The sequence below is a fragment of the Posidoniimonas polymericola genome (genome assembly GCF_007859935.1).
Lineage (GTDB): Bacteria > Planctomycetota > Planctomycetia > Pirellulales > Lacipirellulaceae > Posidoniimonas > Posidoniimonas polymericola.
On sequence record NZ_SJPO01000004.1, the window covers coordinates 196,787 to 213,085 of the forward strand.

The 16,299-nt window shown below is 67.3% G+C and carries 15 protein-coding genes; 6 read left to right on the forward strand and 9 right to left on the reverse strand.

Annotated elements, in window-relative coordinates:
- Nucleotides 1-191 precede the first annotated feature (191 nt).
- From Pla123a_RS09825 to Pla123a_RS09840, 4 genes are read right to left on the reverse strand one after another with little or no spacing between them, the layout of a single operon-like run.
- Entirely contained in the window at nt 192-614 is a 423-nt protein-coding gene (locus tag Pla123a_RS09825) for a TadE/TadG family type IV pilus assembly protein (RefSeq protein WP_146586369.1), read from the reverse strand.
- A gap of 5 nt (nt 615-619) precedes the next feature.
- Complete coding sequence (locus Pla123a_RS09830; RefSeq protein WP_146586371.1) at nt 620-1,756, reverse strand: VWA domain-containing protein; 1,137 nt, start codon at nt 1,754-1,756, stop codon at nt 620-622.
- Between the two features lie 3 nt (nt 1,757-1,759).
- Nucleotides 1,760-2,182 carry a TadE/TadG family type IV pilus assembly protein gene (locus Pla123a_RS09835; RefSeq protein ID WP_146586373.1) on the reverse strand — a complete coding sequence of 141 codons (423 nt, stop codon included), beginning with the start codon at nt 2,180-2,182 and terminating at the stop codon, nt 1,760-1,762.
- 46 nt (nt 2,183-2,228) lie between these two features.
- On the reverse strand, nt 2,229-2,693 hold the full coding sequence (locus tag Pla123a_RS09840) for a HAMP domain-containing protein (protein ID WP_146586374.1): 465 nt from the start codon (nt 2,691-2,693) through the stop codon (nt 2,229-2,231).
- Nucleotides 2,694-3,069: 376 nt separating this feature from the next.
- Here Pla123a_RS09840 and Pla123a_RS09845 point away from each other — a divergent pair, with 376 nt between their 5' ends.
- The 5 genes from Pla123a_RS09845 to Pla123a_RS09865 all read left to right on the forward strand — a co-directional run bounded on the left by Pla123a_RS09845 (nt 3,070) and on the right by Pla123a_RS09865 (nt 9,266).
- A complete protein-coding gene (locus Pla123a_RS09845) occupies nt 3,070-6,780 on the forward strand; it encodes a preprotein translocase subunit SecA (RefSeq protein WP_146586376.1) in 3,711 nt (1,236 codons plus the stop codon).
- Between the two features lie 160 nt (nt 6,781-6,940).
- Nucleotides 6,941-7,225, forward strand: a complete 285-nt coding sequence (locus Pla123a_RS09850; RefSeq protein ID WP_146586378.1) for a hypothetical protein — start codon at nt 6,941-6,943, stop codon at nt 7,223-7,225.
- Nucleotides 7,226-7,304: 79 nt separating this feature from the next.
- On the forward strand, nt 7,305-7,505 hold the full coding sequence (locus tag Pla123a_RS09855) for a hypothetical protein (RefSeq protein ID WP_146586380.1): 201 nt from the start codon (nt 7,305-7,307) through the stop codon (nt 7,503-7,505).
- Complete coding sequence (locus tag Pla123a_RS09860; RefSeq protein WP_146586382.1) at nt 7,493-7,789, forward strand: type II toxin-antitoxin system RelE/ParE family toxin; 297 nt, start codon at nt 7,493-7,495, stop codon at nt 7,787-7,789. The genes Pla123a_RS09855 and Pla123a_RS09860 overlap by 13 nt, the downstream gene beginning before the upstream one ends.
- A 55-nt stretch (nt 7,790-7,844) precedes the next feature.
- Nucleotides 7,845-9,266, forward strand: a complete 1,422-nt coding sequence (locus tag Pla123a_RS09865; protein WP_146586384.1) for a 3-deoxy-D-manno-octulosonic acid transferase — start codon at nt 7,845-7,847, stop codon at nt 9,264-9,266.
- An 11-nt stretch (nt 9,267-9,277) separates the two neighbouring features.
- On the opposite strand, the gene Pla123a_RS09870 is transcribed toward Pla123a_RS09865, so the two are convergent.
- From Pla123a_RS09870 to Pla123a_RS09880, 3 genes are all read right to left on the reverse strand, one after another.
- Nucleotides 9,278-10,141, reverse strand: a complete 864-nt coding sequence (locus Pla123a_RS09870; protein WP_197527837.1) for an alpha/beta hydrolase — start codon at nt 10,139-10,141, stop codon at nt 9,278-9,280.
- 121 nt (nt 10,142-10,262) lie between these two features.
- Nucleotides 10,263-11,708 (reverse strand): Gfo/Idh/MocA family protein, encoded by a 1,446-nt coding sequence (locus Pla123a_RS09875; protein WP_146586388.1) that lies wholly within the window; start codon nt 11,706-11,708, stop codon nt 10,263-10,265.
- Between the two features lie 135 nt (nt 11,709-11,843).
- A complete protein-coding gene (locus Pla123a_RS09880) occupies nt 11,844-12,635 on the reverse strand; it encodes a rhomboid family intramembrane serine protease (RefSeq protein WP_146586390.1) in 792 nt (263 codons plus the stop codon).
- Nucleotides 12,636-12,812: 177 nt separating this feature from the next.
- On the opposite strand from Pla123a_RS09880, the gene Pla123a_RS09885 reads away from it, so the two are divergent.
- Nucleotides 12,813-13,817 (forward strand): ABC transporter ATP-binding protein, encoded by a 1,005-nt coding sequence (locus Pla123a_RS09885; RefSeq protein WP_146586392.1) that lies wholly within the window; start codon nt 12,813-12,815, stop codon nt 13,815-13,817.
- Nucleotides 13,818-13,839: 22 nt separating this feature from the next.
- Here Pla123a_RS09885 and Pla123a_RS09890 read toward each other — a convergent pair whose 3' ends face one another.
- Nucleotides 13,840-15,144: a PEP-CTERM sorting domain-containing protein gene (locus Pla123a_RS09890; RefSeq protein WP_146586394.1), complete on the reverse strand. Its 1,305-nt coding sequence runs from the start codon at nt 15,142-15,144 to the stop codon at nt 13,840-13,842.
- A gap of 139 nt (nt 15,145-15,283) precedes the next feature.
- A complete protein-coding gene (locus Pla123a_RS09895; RefSeq protein ID WP_146586396.1) occupies nt 15,284-16,093 on the reverse strand; it encodes a PEP-CTERM sorting domain-containing protein in 810 nt (269 codons plus the stop codon).
- Nucleotides 16,094-16,299: the final 206 nt, after the last annotated feature.

Genomic DNA, 16,299 nt, shown 5'->3' on the forward strand with positions numbered 1-16,299 from the left:
TTCTACCCGTTTTGTTGCCTTGATTCCTCTGCAATTGGCCAAGAACGTCCGAAATCGCCCTGCCCGACAACGGCGAGGCGCCAGCCTAAATAGTGGCGCAGGAGCAGATGCAACCGGGGCGAACCACACGGGCGTGGTTGTGAGAGGCCTCCGACTGGGGGGGCGTTCGCGACGACCAATGCCCGTCGCTGCTAGCGGGTCGCCACCCGTTCGGTGCGGAGGGTCGACTGGGCGCGGAGCACCTGGCCGCCGGTGAATCGTGGCGCAACCAGCGCGTTGCGGCTGAGCGGCACGGCGACTTCGACCGTCACCTGTTCGGTGTCGCGGGTGATGGTCGATGGCGTGACCGTGACCACCACGTCGCGGGCGCCGACGACGCCCATGATCCGGTTGGCCTCGTTCTGGGCGTCGGCCGCGGTGGCGCCCGGCACGATCGCCAGCCGGGCCGCCTCGTAGGCGGCGTTGTCGGCGGTGTGCCGGATCACGTTCAGGCGGCTGAACTCGAACATCGAGAAGATCACCAGGAAGAACAGCGGCGCAATGATCGCAAACTCGACGACCACCGCCCCGCGGCGCTCGCCGCGTGCCCGACGAAGTTGATTGCTGCTCTTCATGGCGTTTACTCCGTCAGCAGGACCGGCAGCGTGCGGGCGATCTCGCGGAACACAGCGCTGAGGTCCGAGGTGGTGTCGGCGTGGAAGTGCCGGCCGCCGGTCTCGGCGGCGACGGCCCGCATCCGCGCCTGATCGGCTCCGGGGCTGAAGGTCACCGTGTGCACGGTGATGTCGTCGCCAGAGGCGGTGCGGGCGGGGACGATCGGCTCGAAGCCGGAGTTGTGCAGGCCGTCGGTCATCAGCACGACCGTCTTGAGCGCGAACGGTCGCGCGCCCGCGCCGGCGATGCAGCGCAGCCCCTCGGCCAGGCCCTCGCCGATGGCGGTGCTGCCGCCGATGCCGTTCTGCATGAAGGCGTCCATCTGGCCTTCGATGGCGGTGTAGTCGTCGGTCAGCGCGACGCGGGTGTCGGCGACCTGGAAGTCGAGGTTGCCGCCGCCGCAGCGGACGCGGTTGCGGCTGCTGTAGCTCACCAGGCCGACCCGCTCGTGCGGGAAGGTGAGGTCGAGCTCCGCCAGGAACGCCGAGACCGCCTGGTCGAGCGCGGCGAAGCGGGTGTTGTTCCGCAGCGGGCCGCAGTTCTGCCCGTTGCCGCCGCCACGGTCGGTGGCGCGGAGTCCCATCGAGCCGGAACGGTCGATCACCAGCACGATGTCGCGGTCGAGCATGGTGCTGGTGGCGGTCGAGGTCGGCTGGAAGTTGTTGACGCCCATCAGGCCGCCGAAGAACAGGTTGACCGGGCCGGCGGCCGAGCCGGCCGTGCGCAGGCCGTCGACGTGGACCGCGTTGATCGGGTCGCCGCCGTTGGCGAAGACAAACCGGCCGGCGGCGTTCTCGGTCGAGAGCCCGAACTGAACGTTCGCGTCGGCGACCGTCATCGGCTGGCTGCCGACCGTGTTCTGCAGCGCGGCGTCGCGGGCGGCGGCGCGGGCGGTGGGGATGTCCTGCGACATCGAGAGCGTCTTGGCCCCGGCGCGGGCGGCGGAGTCGGTGGCGGTGCGGAGCTCGGTGCGGACCAGCTGCATCCACGCGACGTCGATCGCGAAGGCGGCCATCATCGCGAACACCGGCAGCAGCACGGCCACCAGCACCATCACGGCGCCGCGGCGACGATTCTTGTTGGCTTGGGGTCGGAGCGTCATCGGCTACAGCTCCTTCATCATGACGGCGGTCGACTGCAGCTGCCGGCCGCGGAAGAACCGGGCGGGCAGGATCGCGTTCGCGTCTGTGGCGGCGGTCACCTGCACGCGGACGTACTCGCCCTCGGCGATGCCGGCCAGCGGGCCGGGCAGGATCTGGGTCGCGCCGCCGTTGACCCGGCGGTCGGTCAGGATGCCGGCGCAGACGGTCTGGACGTCGGCGTCGGTGGCTCCGGGCGACAGCGCGGTGTGGGCGCCCTCGTAGGCGGCCACCGCCAGCGACTGCTTCAGGAAGATCATCGTGCAGCACTCCAGCATGCCCAGCAGCAGCAGGAGCAGCATCGGCAGGCAGACGGCGAACTCCGCCGCGGCGACGCCGCGGCGGGTGGTCGGCCGGGGCCTGTGGGATCGGGTGGGGCGGGCGAGCATCGCTAGCTCCGGAGGGCTCGGTGTCTAGTTCGGTCCGGCGGGGCGGCTAGTTGTTGGACGACGGCTGCGAGGGGCTCTCCTGCAGGCCCGACGCCGACTCGGCGTCCGCCACCCGCTGGATCACCAGGTTCATGTCGTCGGCCAGGCCGCGCCAGAAGTCGCCGCCGCGGAAGTTGACCGGCTCGGGTCGTTCGCCGGCGGCCAGCTTGCGGGCAACCTGCCGCAGCCGGAAGACCGGCCCGGTGAACTTGTTCGAGAGCTTGACCGTGTCCATCACGAAGATCGGCAGCATGCAGACCAGCACCAGCAGCAGCGGGGCGTACCGCCACCAGGTCTCGCTGAGGATCGTGGTCAGCGGGCTGAACGGGTCGCTCATCCAGGTCAGCAGGAACGCGATCGCCGTGGCGGCCGCGGTGAACACCACCCACTGGCCCACGATCCGACGGGTCAGCGCACCCTGCACCTCGGGGTCAATGAAATGGGTATGACGCTGGTTGTCACGCTGGGCCATCTGGGAACTCCGGAAACGCTGGTTGGCGCTACGAGGACGGTATCCACAATCACTGAAAACTAGGTCCCGGGCGGGCGCAGCGCCCCAATTGCTTGCCGCGGGGGGCGAATACCCGCTAGCGGCGGCCGGACGCCCGGCAAAAGCCCTCCAGAGCGTTCATCTTGACCCCCTCTTAGAATCGCAATAAACTTCTGCGCTGCTAGGAGTTGCGCGCTTTCGCGCCCCCCGGACCCGGGGGACCTAGCAGAACTGCGCCACCGGACTAGGCCCGCTCAGGGCTCGGTTGGGGCGTCGTCCAGCCAACGAGAACACCCTACCGCCCAAGGCGCCCCGTCGATTCGCCTAGCCGTGGCGGCACTGCTTACCCTGCGAAATCATGGATATTTTGGAACGCGTTTGGGAAGTCCTCTCGGGGATTGTCAACGCCATTCTCGGCCGCTTCGAGCGGCTGATCACCAGCATCTTCGGCTCGGCCAACGCCCGCTACCTAAAGCGGCTGCAGCCCAGGGTCGACGCGATCAATGCGCTGGAGCCCAAGTACGAGGCGATGAGCCACGACGAGCTGCGCGAGCAGACCACGCTCTTCCGCCAGCGTCTGGCCAAGGGCGAGACCCTCGACGACATCCTCGTCGAGGCGTTCGCCGTCTGCCGCGAGGCGGGCAAGCGGTTCCGCAGCATGCGGCACTACGACGTGCAGCTGCTCGGCGGCATGATCCTTCACGACGGCTCCATCGCCGAGATGGTGACCGGCGAAGGCAAGACGCTGGTCGCGACGCTCGCCGCGTACCTCAATGCGCTGGGCGGCAGCGTGCACGTGATCACGGTCAACGACTACCTCGCCCGCCGCGACATGGAGTGGATGGGCCCGCTGTTCACCAACCTCGGCCTGACGGTCGGCGCGATCTACTCCGGCATGGACGCCGCCGAACGCCAGCACGCCTACGACTGCGACATCACCTACGGCACCAACAACGAGTTCGGCTTCGACTACCTCCGCGACAACATGCGCATGGCCGCCAAGGGGGACGACCGCTTCCCCAAGCACATGCAGCAGAGCCAGGGCCCGCTGACCTTCGCCATCATCGACGAGGTCGACAACATCCTGATCGACGAGGCCCGCACGCCGCTGATCATCTCCGGCCCGGCCGAGGACGACATCACCAAGTACCAGCGGGCCGACAAGGTCGCCCGCGGGCTCAAGAAGGAAGTGCACTTCGAGGTCAAGGAGAAGGAGCACAACGTCAGCCTGACTGACGAGGGCGTCCGCGAGGCGGAGAAGCTGGCCGGCGTGGAGAGCTTCTACACGGCCGGCAACATGCAGTGGCCGCACCTGATCGACAACTCGCTCAAGGCCCACTTCCTCTACAAGCGCGACGTCAACTACGTCATCAACGACGGCAAGATCGTCATCGTCGACGAGTTTACCGGTCGTCTGATGGAGGGCCGCCAGTGGTCCGACGGCCTGCACCAGGCGGTCGAGGCCAAGGAGGGCGTGCAGATCAAGCAGGAGAACCAGACCCTCGCCACGGTCACGCTGCAGAACTTCTTCAAGCTCTACGACAAGCTCGGCGGCATGACCGGCACCGCGCTCACCGAGGCGGGTGAGTTCTGGAAGATCTACAAGCTCGACGTCATCGGCGTCCCCACCAACCGGCCGATGCAGCGGATCGAGAGCCCCGACGTCATCTACCGCAGCGAGCGCGAGAAGTACGTCGCGATCGCCGACGAGATCGAGCGGCTCAACAAGTTCACCACGGTCGAGACCACCGGCGGCGACTGGCACATCGGCAAGCTGGTGCGTGAGACCGAATCGGAGGTCGAGGTCGAGCTGTCCGACGCCACGAAGCGTCGGGAGGTGATCCCGATGAACAAGGTCAAGCACATCCAGAAGCCGGGCCGCCCGATCCTGGTCGGCACGGTGTCGATCGAGAAGAGCGAGGCCCTCGGAGCCCTGCTCAACGGCCGCGGCGTCAAGCACGAGGTGCTCAACGCCAAGCAGCACAAACGCGAGGCCGAGATCGTCGCGCAGGCGGGCCGCCTGGGCGCGGTGACCATCGCCACCAACATGGCCGGCCGCGGCACCGACATCGTCATGGGCGGCAACCCCGAGACCATGGCCTGGGCCGAGCTGCAGAACACCTACGCCTCGCGGCTGGACGTCCCCAACGAGGTCTGGGAAGAACGCGTCGACCACTACGAGAAGCAGTACCAGATGAAGGCCGAGGGCGAGCTGGCCAAGGGACTCGGCGGCTTGTGCGTGATCGGCACCGAGCGTCACGAGGCCCGCCGCATCGACCTGCAGCTCCGCGGCCGCTGCGGCCGCCAGGGCGACCCCGGCTCGAGCCGCTTCTACCTGTCGCTCGAAGACGACCTGATGCGGATCTTCGCCGGCGAGTGGGTCCGCTCGATCCTCACCCGGCTCGGCATGCAGGAGGGCGAGGCCATCGAGAGCAAGATGGTCAGCCGCCGCATCGAGGGGGCCCAGAAAAAGGTCGAGGAACGCAATTTCGAGATCCGCAAGAACCTCCTCGAGTACGACGAGGTGATGGACGAGCAGCGGAAGCGGGTCTACAACTACCGCCAGGCGATCCTCGACGGCGTCAACTGCCGCGACCTGATGCTCGAGATGATCCGCGAGCAGATCGACGACCGCCTCGGCACGATCCTCTCGCCCACCTACGGCGTCGAGACCTTCTCGGCCGCCGCCGGGTCGCTGCTCGGGGCCGAGCTCGACCCCCGCGACTACCGCAACACGCCCTACGAAGAAGCCGAGAAGATCGCCCACGACGAGGCCGAGCGGATGGCCGAGTCGAACGTCCAGGACGCGATCGACGAGAACCTGCCGCAGGACGCCGAGGACGAGTGGAACTGGTCCGCCCTCGCGACCTGGGCCAACACCCGCTACGGCACCAACTACCGCGACCGCGACCTCAAGAAGGTCGGCCGCGACATGCTCGACGAGCGGCTCGTGGACGACGCCCGCAAGTGGGTCGCCGCGGTCGACCTGAGCGACACCGCCCGGTTCCTCGACAAGGACTTCGGCGTCAACACGGCCCGCGGCTGGCTGTGGGACAAGTTCGCCATCCAGCTGACCGAGGAGGAGGTCGCCGACAAGGAGGCCCACCAGATCACCGAGCTGGCGCACGCCAAGGCCGAGGAGGCCTACGACTCCCGCGAGGCCGAGTACGCCATCATGGCCGCCTTCAACCGGTTCCGCGCCGGCGCCGGCGCCGGCGGTCAGCGCGGCGCGCTCGACCGCGAGGGCCTGGTCGAGTGGGCCAACCGCCGGTTCAACGTCGAATTGTCGCTCGACGACATCAAGAACAAGCAGGGCGAGGAGATCGCCAAGCTGCTGATCGCCCACAGCGCCGACGCCAACAAGAAGGCCCAGGAGGTCTTCACCGAGGCGATGAGCAAGCTCGACACGCTGTTCGCCGGCTCGCAGAACGCCCACGCCGACACGCTCGGCGCCGTCAGCGGGATGAACGGCAAGCTCGACGACCTGGCCAACTGGCTCAAGACCAACACCGGTGCCGAGCTGTCGACCGAGGAGCTCGCCGACCTCGACCAGGAGGCGGCCCGCCGCCGCGTGTCGCAGGCCGTGGAGGACCGCTTCCGCCCCGAGATGCGCCGCATGGAGCGCGGTCTCTTGCTGCAGCTCTTGGACAGCGCCTGGAAGGAGCACCTGCTGGCGATGGACCACCTGCGGTCCAGCGTCGGCCTCCGCGGCTACGCCCAGGTCGACCCGAAGGTCGAGTACAAGCGAGAGGGCATGCGGATGTTCGAGCAGATGTGGGACTCGCTCGGCGCGTACGTGACGGACCTGGTCTTCAAGATGGAGACCCTCGACACCGGCTTCGTCCAGAGCACGTGGGTCGAGCACGCCCAGGAACGCCACGACGCCGGCCCCAGCGCGACCGACATCGCCAAGCAGCAAGAAGCCGGCATCGACGCCAGCAACCAGGGCGAAAAAAAGCCCGAGCCGATCCGCAACCGCGAGGAGAAGGTCGGCCGCAACGAGCCCTGCCCCTGCGGAAGCGGCAAGAAGTACAAGCAGTGCTGCGGAAGAGCCGGCGGGGCTGGATAGACGACCAATTCAGACCACGGAGTTTGTGATGCGAAGCCGGACGACGATAGTTACCTGCGTGCTTTCGATCCCCATCGTCGTGATGGTAGCTCGGTTAGCCTCTGCTCAGCAGACAGCCGGACTGATTCATGATGCTCCTGGTCGAGTCCCCGTCCCCGCGATGGGTGGCCTCCACTTCGAGCCGCTCAAGGTCGATATCAACGCCGAGCCGCGCACCGCGCTCGGTATCCCTTACTCGGTCGAGCGGGCCATGCTGATGGACGGGGTCACGCCCGACGCCTCGTTCCGCGAGCTCCGTCTGGCACCCGAACCAGCGACGCTGCGCGCCTCGCCCCTGCCCCTCCTTCGGCTCTCGCCACCGCTGGAGCTGCGGATCCGGCCGAGCCAGCAACCGCTCGAGCTGCGGATGCCAAGCACGAGCCCGTTCCCGGTGATCGAGGAGTAGCACCGCAGGTCGGGTCACGAACCGCGGATTCGTAGTAGAATAGAAGAAGCGAGACTTTGCCTCACTTCAGGAGACACGCATGTCGACCGTCGAGCACCAAACCGCCAAAGATCAGATGATCGCGATCCTGCAGAACCAGCCAGACGACAGCTCGTTCGACGAGCTGCTGCGGGAGCTGGCCGCGGCGCGTTCGATTGAACGCGGACTGAAGGATGCTGAAGCTGGTCGAGTGGTTTCGAATGACGAGGCCCTGCTCCGGATCAAGTCATGGCGGAGCTGATCTGGACGGAGGAGTCACTCGAATGCCTCAGGCAGATTGTTGACTACCTTGCCGAGCAGAGTCAGGAGGCCGCGGCTTCAGTGACCGAGGGCATCTACTGGAAGGCCCAGGTGCTCGAGCGCTACCCCGAGATCGGGTGGCGGCACGAAGAGACCCCGGACCGCAACCTCCGCTCGCTCGTCTACGGTCACTACCGAATCGTGTACGAACTAATAGAAGTCGACGAAGTCCGGGTGCTGGCAGTCATCCACACCTCGATGGATGTGTCGCGGCTGCGTTTCTAGCTGCTCTCTGACGAATCCTCGATTCCTGCTACGCTGCTCGGGAAAGGATCCCTCGATGCTAGCGTGGCTGCTGAACCTTGTTTACCTGACGCTGCTGACGGCGTTCTCGCCGGTGATTGCCTGGACCGCGTGGCGGACCGGCAAGTACCGGGAGGGGTACGCCGCGAAGCTGCTCGGCCTGGCGCCGGTGCGTGAGGGCGGCCGGCCCTGCGTGTGGCTGCACGCGGTGAGCGTCGGCGAGGTGAACCTGCTGGCGACCACGCTCCGCACGCTCGCGGCCGAGCGGCCCGACTGCGAGTTGGTCATCTCGACCACCACCAAGACCGGCTACGACCTCGCGCAGAAGAAGTACGGCAGCCAGCACCCGGTATTCTACTGCCCGCTAGACTTCAGCTGGGCCGTCAAGCTGGCCATGCGGCGGGTTCGGCCCGACCTCTTGGTGCTGGCGGAGCTCGAGCTGTGGCCGAACCTGATTTCGGCGGCCAGGTCGCACGGCGCGCGGGTCGCCATCATCAACGGCCGGCTGAGCGAGAACAGCTTCAAGGGCTACCGCCGCGTGCGGCCGCTGGCGGCGCGGGTGCTGCGGCAGGTCGACCTGATTGCGGCGCAGGACCAGGCGACCGCCGAGCGGTTCGCGGCGTTGCTGGGGGACAGAGAGCGAGAGAGCATTGCTCCCCCGGCTGACGCCGAGGGCTCTTGGGGAGCGGTCGGCGATCCTGGCGCATCGGGAGCCTCCGGCGTCAGCCGGGGGAGCCGCATCACCGTCACCGGCTCGCTCAAGTACGACGGCGCCGAGACCGACCGCGCAAACGAACGCACCACAACGCTCCGCGGGCTGGCCGGCCTGACCGCCGAGCACACCGTGCTGCTGGCCGGCAGCACCCAGGCGCCGGAAGAGCAGATCGCCATCGATTCCTACCGACGGCTCGCGCAGCAGCACCCCGGCCTGCGGCTGGTGCTCGTGCCCCGGCACCCCGAGCGGTTCGAAGAGGTCGCGGCTCTGCTCCGCGAGAGCGGATTGCCTTGGACGAGGCGCACCCAGATGGAATCCGCACTCCACAATCCGCAACCCGCAATGCCACAGGCCATCCTGGTCGACGTGATCGGCGAGCTCGGCGCGTGGTGGGGCGCGGCCGACATCGGCTTTGTCGGCGGCAGCTTCGGCGACCGCGGCGGCCAGAACATGATCGAGCCCGCCGCCTACGGCGTGGCGACCTGCTTCGGCCCCAACACCCGCAACTTCCGCGACATCGTGCGGCCGCTGCTGGCGGCCGGCGGCGCGGTCGTGGTCAACGACGCCGAGCAGCTCGAGTCGTTCGTTTGGCACTGCCTCCGCGACCGGTCGTACGCCGCCGGCGTTGGAGAGCGGGCCCGCCGGTTCGTGGCGACCCAGCTCGGCGCCACCGAGCGGACGGTCGAGCTGCTGCGGGAACTGCTGCCGGCTGCCGATTCCGCCACGCAACGCGACGCGGCCTAGACGGCGGCGTCTCAACCGCCTTCGGGCTTGGACCAGTGCTCTGCCCCGGGCTGCGTCTGAGGGTGGTCGATGAATCGAGCGAGCTGCTCCAGGTACATCCGGTTGGCGACCCAGTTGTGGTCCTGACCGGTCAGGGGATAGAACTGCTTGGGCTCGTTCGCCTGCCAGTAGAGCCGCTTGCCGTGGTCGTAGGGCACCAAGGAGTCCTCGTCGCCGTGGGCGATCCAGGTCGGGCCGTGGTACTCGGCAATCCGGTCGAATGACGCGAAGCGGTTGTGCATCAACGGCCCCAGCCGCGTGAATGGCAGCAGGCTGTTGGCGACATCCGGAAGCGACGTGAAGGTGCTCTCGAGCACCAACGCCCTGGCGCCGTCGTCCGCGGCGACCTGCACCACGGCGGCGCCGCCGAGCGACCGCCCGTACAGCACGATGTCCGACGGCTCGACCCCTTCTCGGTTGGCGAGCCAGTCCCGCGCCGCCTTGGTGTCGGCGACAAGGCCCGCTTCGCTCGGCCGGCCCTCGCTCTTGCCGTAGCCGCGGTAGTCAAACAGCAGAACGGTGAAGTTGCAGACCTCGTTCAGTTGCCGGGCGACGTGCCAGCGGTCTTCCAGGCTCCCGGCGTTCCCGTGAGCGAACACGACCAACGCCGAGGGCCCCTCAACCGGGCAGTACCACGCGTGGAGCCGCTGGCCGTCGTCTGACTCGAAGAAGACGTCTTCGTAGTCGAGCCCTGGCGGGTGCCACCCGTCATCGGCCGGGTGCGAGGGCTGGTACAGCAGGGTGCTGTCCGGCCAGTCGAGTCCAAGCGGCGACACGCTGACGCAGCCCGCGCACGCGAGCAGTGCAAGCATCGGCGTCAGCCGCAGCGAGAGCATCGTCCACGTCTCCGGAGTATTGGCTCGGAAGGCGCGGACTCTAACCATCGGCGTTGGTTGCCGCAAGGCGACTCGCTGGGCGACCGTCGAGGCCGCCGGGCACAGGATGCTCGCCCGCCGGCTACGCGATCTCCGGCACGGCGAAGCCGTCGCGGTACTCGCGGCGGAGGTACTGGTTGGCCTTGTCGCTGCCGGAGCCAGTGAAGCGTTCGTTCTCGGGGTCGACCGACAGCACCTCGCTCATCCGCGAGCCGGCGTGCGTGGCGTCGAGCCCGTGCGAAGCGACGTGCTCCTGCATGACGCCCAACAGCTGGTCCCAGCCGGGCGATCCATCAGCGACGCCGGGGATCTTCTCGCCGTCGACCCGGCCGCCGCTCTGCACGGCGATGTTGGCGAGGTGGCACCAGTTGGTCGAGTGGTGGCCCTGGACGACCGGCGCGTTGAGCAGCGTGGCGTCGTCCTCGCGGATGGCGGTTAGGAAGTTGTCGACATGCCGGCTGCCGCCGTCGCCCTTGAACTCGCGGAGCAGCTTGCCGTTGGCGTCGTAGGCCCTGCCGCCGGCCCGCCAGCCGGTGTAGTAGCCGTCCTCGCACTGCACCACGTAGCCCGACTCGACGCCGCGGAACCGCAGCGCGCCCTTCGCGCCCGGGCGGGCCGGCAGGTTGCTGAGCCCCAGGAACACCGGCATGACGGGCGTGTCGTAGTAGGCCATGTGCAGGTTGGGCGACTCGCCGGCGTCTTCCCATAAAACGCGGCCGCCGCAGGCGAACACGCGGGTCGGGATGGTCACCTCGTCCTGGAACGCGACGTTGCGGATGTCGTCGAGGATGTGCGGGCCCCAGTTGCCCATCTCGCCGTTGCCAGTGTTGAAGTTCCAGTGCCAGTCGTAGTGCAGGCGGTCGCGGTACAGCGGCTGGTCGGCCGCGGGGCCGAGCCACAGGCTGTAATCGAGGCTCTCCGGTGGCGTCAGCGGCGTGTCGCGTTTGCCGATTGGCTCACGAACGCCAAAGCGGCACGCCTGCACGTACTGTGGCTTGCCGAGCTTCTGGTCCGCGTGCAGGAACTGCTTGGCCTCTGCCTGCAGAGGGTCGCTGCGTTGCTGGGTGCCGATCTGGGCGACCACCTTGTGCTTGTCGATTGCGTTGACCAGCTGGCGGCCCTCCCACACGTTGTGGCTGAGCGGCTTCTCGACGTACACGTGCTTGCCGGCCTGCACGGCCCAGATAGCGGCCAGGCAGTGCCAGTGGTTGGGCGTGGTGATCATGACGGCGTCGATGTCCGGGTTGTCGATCACGCGCCGCAGGTCGGTCTCGATCTTCGCGTCGGGGTAATCCTTCGCGTACTTCGCCAGGTGGTCGGTGTCCGGGTCGCAGAACGCCCCGACGCGGATGTTCTTGTCGCCGATGAACTGGCGGAACACCTCGCCGCCGCGGCCCCCCATGCCGATGAAGCCCATCGTGACATCCCGCGAGGCGCCCGCCGCCAGGGTCCGCGTGGGGCGGATCGCCAGGCCGGCCGCCGCGGCCGCTGTCGAACCAAGGAAGAACCGACGAGTGTGACGAGCCATGAATATCTCCAACCGAGCGTAGGGGACGCTGCCAGGGACGCAGCGGGGAATTGGCCAATCCCGCTATTCTATGCGGTCGCGCGTGGCGGATGCAAACAGGCCGCCGGCCGCGGCAAATCGGGCCGTGCCCCGCCGCTAGCCCGCCTCGACGTGCTCGTGGTCATGCAGGTGATCGGGGCAGTAGCAGGCGCCCCCTGCGCACTTCGAGCAGTACCGGAACGCCACGCCCGGCTCGTCGGCCGAGTTCCGCCCGCACACCGCGCAGACGTGCTGCAGCTTGCCGGCCGGCTTGGCCTTGGCCTGGTACGACTTGCGGCGAGCGTCGGCCTTGAAGTCGCGGACGTGCTCGCCGCCGAAGAACAGCAGGTAGTTGGCGACCGACGCCAGCACCATCGCCCGGGTGGGCCAGTCGCCGGTGATGAGGGTCAACGCGTAGCCGGCCGCCGCTAGGTACCCGAGCCACTTGATCTTGATCGGCAAGATAAAATAAAGCTGGATGGTGTAGTCAGGGTACAGCCGCGCGAACGCCAGCAGCACCGACACGCCAATAAAGACGTTCGTCGCGATGGTTCCCGGGACCAGCATCGCCACGGCGGTAGTCAGCACCCAGTCGATCAGCAGGTACGCGTTGTAGCGGAAGTCGCCCCACGTGCTCTCTAAGGTCGAGCCCAGGAAGTGGAAGAACATCCAGCCAATCAGGGCGAACAGCACGTTGCCGCTGGGCGGCACAAACACGTACGTCACCAGCCGCCACCACTCGCCAGCCAGCACCGCTTCGCGGCCGAGCAAGATCCGGCCGACCACGTTCTGCTCCTGCGTCATCATCGCGAAGAACACCAGCACCTGGCCGAGGATCAGCGCAAGCGTGACGTGCGGCACCGCGAAGCGGCCGATGCGTCGGTCGAGCCAATCAAGCAGTCTGGTCATCCGCGACAGGCGGCCCGCAACAGCGGGCCCTTAGGGGGCGTCTAGCAGGGGAAAATCGGTCCCGGGGGAATCGATTACCCTAACGCAAGCGGCCGTGGGCGGCGAGCCCCGCGGGGCCGCCGATCCGCGCGGGGCCTTCCTCCCCAGACCCGGCCCGGCCGCCTATAATGCGGAACAATGAGCGTCATCGAAATCCGCGGGCTGAAGAAGTCCTACCGAGTCTACCAGAAGCAGGAGGGCCTGCTGGCGTCGGTGCGTGGGCTGTGGAGCCGCGAGCACCGCGACGTGCACGCCGTCCGCGGCATCGACCTGGATGTCGAGGCGGGCGAGTTCATCGCCTTCCTCGGCCCCAACGGCGCCGGCAAGACCACCACACTCAAGCTCCTCTCGGGCGTCATCAGCCCAACCGACGGCGAGGCCCGCGTGATGGGCTTTGTCCCCTGGCAGCGGGCCAACGAGTACCGCCGCCGGTTCGCGTTGGTGATGGGCCAGAAGAACCAGCTGTGGTGGGACCTGCCCGCCGCCGAGTCGTTCCGGCTGCACCAGCAGATCTACCGCATCGAGCCGGCCGCGTTCGACCGCACACTCGACGAGCTGTCCGACCTGCTCGACGTGCGGCGGCTGCTGAACCAGCCGGTCCGCGAGCTGTCGCTCGGCGAGCGGATGAAGATGGAGCTCACCGCCGCCCTGCTCCACTCGCCCGAGGTGCTGTTCCTCGACGAGCCGACCATCGGGCTAGACGTGGTCGCGCAGCACAAGATCCAGGAGTTCCTGAAGCACTACCAACAGACGCGCGGCTGCACGATCCTGCTGACCAGCCACTACATGAAGGACGTCGCGGCGTTGTGCCGCCGGGTGGTGATCATCGCCGCCGGGCAGATCATGTACGACGGCTCGCTGAGCGGCATCGTCGACCGGTTCAGCAGCCACAAGGTGCTGTCGCTGCAGTTCGGCGACGACCCGATGCCGAGCGACCTGGCCCGCTTCGGCGAGGTGCTCGACATCGCCCCGCCCAAGGCGCGGCTGAAGGTCGAGCGCGAGGTGATCGCCGACGTGCTCTCCCGCGTGCTGTCGAGCCACGCGATCAACGATGTCAGCGTCGAGGACCCGCCGCTCGAGGAGATCATCAGCCAGATGTTCACCGAGTCGGCCGAGCAGCAGGCCGCCGCGGTCGGCGGGTAGCGCTCGCCAGCCCCTCGCTTGCTCAGAAACCGACCCGACGTCGGGTCAGCCCCGCCGCTGCGGCGAACGCGAGCAGCGCCACCGAAGCCGGCTCCGGGACCGTGGCAGGACTGAGGGTCGGATTCGGCGTGAGCGTCTTCCCGAAATGCGTCTTCCAGGTCGCGTACTGGGCGTCGCCAATCGTGCCGCCATTCGGGTCGTTAGGAAGAACGCCGGCCGGGCCGTCGACGTTTTCCCGCCACACGGTGTAGTCGGCCGCGTCGACCACGCCGTCGGCGTTGTAGTCGCCCGGCAGGGCGATTTCGGGGCCGAACTCGAGGTGCAGGATCGCGGTTGTGGATGGGCTGCGACTCAGGCCGGAGACATCGATACGGATCTCGTCCTCGGTGAAGAGGATGTCTTCTGGCGTCAGACCGAACGTGCTTGATGGATCGATGCTGACCCCGATGATCGGGGGCAGGTTGTCCGCCGCGTCGGAGAACACGTAGCCGTTGAAGTCGCGGGTCGAGAATCTCCCGCTGCCGGCGTTCGAAAAATCAAACACAATTGAATCGCTGCTAGTAATGTCAAAACCAACGTCGACAGCTCGTAGCGACGAAGGCCCATTGGGTTCGAAGAACTGCAACCCGGCGATGCTCTCGAACTCGACTTGGTCGTCGACCACCTTATCGACCGTCTCGGAGAAGAACACGTCGACTCCTCCCTGGTTGGTAACGAGCTGGAAACGCAGCGACTTCCCGAAGAGCACCCCGGACGACGCATAGGACACATCCAGGGCCTCGTAGATCTCGCCCACTTCAGACCCGCCGTCGGCGTCGCTGCCGATGATGCGGACCCGGTCGTATGCGTTGGTCGACAAGAACCCGAGGAAGCCATCTTCAAAACCGCTGTAGAAGTCGTGTATGTCGATATCGCCGTCGGGCGTTGATATTTTGATGCCCAGCCCCGACGCGGCCCCGTCGAAGAACTGACCAAACGCGCGCACCGGCCGGTTGAACACATGGTCGTAGCTGGCGTGCTCGGTTAGCGGGAAGATTTCGCCGTGGAACTGGCCGGCGTCGATGAACGCGTCGTCCGCGTCGCCGCTATCGGCCCCAGTGACCGTGATGCCGAAGTCGCCGTTAATCGGCAGCAGGCCGTCTGAAGGCTGCATATCGAAGATCGAGAGCCCATCGAAGGTCTCTGTGGTGGGGGTCAGTCCGAGGCCGAGGACCGCCGATTCCCAGGCGGCCTGATCGGTGAAGACGGTCAGCTGGGCGCTGGCGGCGCCGGCCATCGAGGCGAACGCCACCAGCAGCGCTGCGACGCGTGCAGAATTGAATGCCATTGCTTCCCTACTTGGTTCCAGGATTCGCCGTCGCGTGGGCCGGCAGTAGTTGTGATCTTAGTCCGAGGATGGGCCGCCGAGAAAGGAGCGGGACAGGCGATCGGAGCACGACGAGTCCCCTGCCCCGCTGCGGACCCAACTAGCAGGCTCGGCGGCGGCCCATGATGCCGCCAACCGCCGCCAGGCAGAGCACGGCCAGCGAGGACGGCTCGGGGACCGCCTGTGGCTCGCCGAAGATGAAGTCGTCCATCACAACCGAATCGGACGCGTCGAGGCCGCCGACGATCGACACCCGGGCGACAATCGCCTCGTCGAATGACGCGCCGAGGAACGACAAACCGGCGTTGTCGCCCTCGAGCACCGACCGCGTGAGCAGCACGTTGTCGTAGGCGTCGTAGAAAGTCATGGTCGTGCTGTCCGCCGACTCGACGTCGGTGAACACCACGCCGAGGCCGGTGGAGAACGCTGGCGTGCCGGGGTTGGCCGGGTCAAAGAACCGAACGTCGAACGTTTCTCCGCCGATCGGGGTGAACAGGCGTTCGGCGCTGAAGAACGTGAAGCCGGCGTCGAAGCCGAACTCGACCGGCTCGCCGCTGGCGGCGGTGCTGCTGAGCTCGAAGCCGGTGGTTTCGCCGGTCGGCAGGAACTCAATGCCGCGGGCGCGGGGGAAGGACCCTGCGTTGAAGAAGTCGCCGGGGAATGGGTTGGGGTCGCTCACGGAATCAGGCGCGGCGTCCCAGTTAACCTCACGGCGTCCGCCGGGGTGGTTGACCGGCTCGGGGGCGTTCGGCGCGCCCAGGTCTGCCCGGAACGCGTCGACCGTGGCCTGGATGCTGGCGGCGTCGGGGCCGTTGATCTCGCGGATCAACACGGCCGACGCAGCAGATGTGGCGCCGGCGGCGGCGGCCAGGACAATCAGGAAAGTGGTTGGGTGGGCGCGCATCTTCATTCTCTTGCTCCTTGAGTGGTGTCCTGAGGACACTGGGGGACGGTGTTCGCGTGCCAACGGGCGTGGGCACTGCTGCGTTGCATTTCGCGAGCGTGCCTTCGAACTACAGGCCAATGTCAACGGCGAGCGGGCCTATTGCGGTCGCCCAAAATTCTCTCTGCATCGCTCTCTACGCGGACCGCCGCAGCGGATTGCTACGGCTCTCA

Coding starts and splice junctions, on each gene's coding strand:
- Pla123a_RS09825 (WP_146586369.1), bottom strand. CDS start 614: ATGAAGAGCAGCAATCAACTTCGTCGGGCACGCGGCGAGCGCCGCGGG.
- Pla123a_RS09830 (WP_146586371.1), bottom strand. CDS start 1,756: ATGACGCTCCGACCCCAAGCCAACAAGAATCGTCGCCGCGGCGCCGTG.
- Pla123a_RS09835 (WP_146586373.1), bottom strand. CDS start 2,182: ATGCTCGCCCGCCCCACCCGATCCCACAGGCCCCGGCCGACCACCCGC.
- Pla123a_RS09840 (WP_146586374.1), bottom strand. CDS start 2,693: ATGGCCCAGCGTGACAACCAGCGTCATACCCATTTCATTGACCCCGAG.
- Pla123a_RS09845 (WP_146586376.1), top strand. CDS start 3,070: ATGGATATTTTGGAACGCGTTTGGGAAGTCCTCTCGGGGATTGTCAAC.
- Pla123a_RS09850 (WP_146586378.1), top strand. CDS start 6,941: ATGGGTGGCCTCCACTTCGAGCCGCTCAAGGTCGATATCAACGCCGAG.
- Pla123a_RS09855 (WP_146586380.1), top strand. CDS start 7,305: ATGTCGACCGTCGAGCACCAAACCGCCAAAGATCAGATGATCGCGATC.
- Pla123a_RS09860 (WP_146586382.1), top strand. CDS start 7,493: ATGGCGGAGCTGATCTGGACGGAGGAGTCACTCGAATGCCTCAGGCAG.
- Pla123a_RS09865 (WP_146586384.1), top strand. CDS start 7,845: ATGCTAGCGTGGCTGCTGAACCTTGTTTACCTGACGCTGCTGACGGCG.
- Pla123a_RS09870 (WP_197527837.1), bottom strand. CDS start 10,141: ATGCTCTCGCTGCGGCTGACGCCGATGCTTGCACTGCTCGCGTGCGCG.
- Pla123a_RS09875 (WP_146586388.1), bottom strand. CDS start 11,708: ATGGCTCGTCACACTCGTCGGTTCTTCCTTGGTTCGACAGCGGCCGCG.
- Pla123a_RS09880 (WP_146586390.1), bottom strand. CDS start 12,635: ATGACCAGACTGCTTGATTGGCTCGACCGACGCATCGGCCGCTTCGCG.
- Pla123a_RS09885 (WP_146586392.1), top strand. CDS start 12,813: ATGAGCGTCATCGAAATCCGCGGGCTGAAGAAGTCCTACCGAGTCTAC.
- Pla123a_RS09890 (WP_146586394.1), bottom strand. CDS start 15,144: ATGGCATTCAATTCTGCACGCGTCGCAGCGCTGCTGGTGGCGTTCGCC.
- Pla123a_RS09895 (WP_146586396.1), bottom strand. CDS start 16,093: ATGAAGATGCGCGCCCACCCAACCACTTTCCTGATTGTCCTGGCCGCC.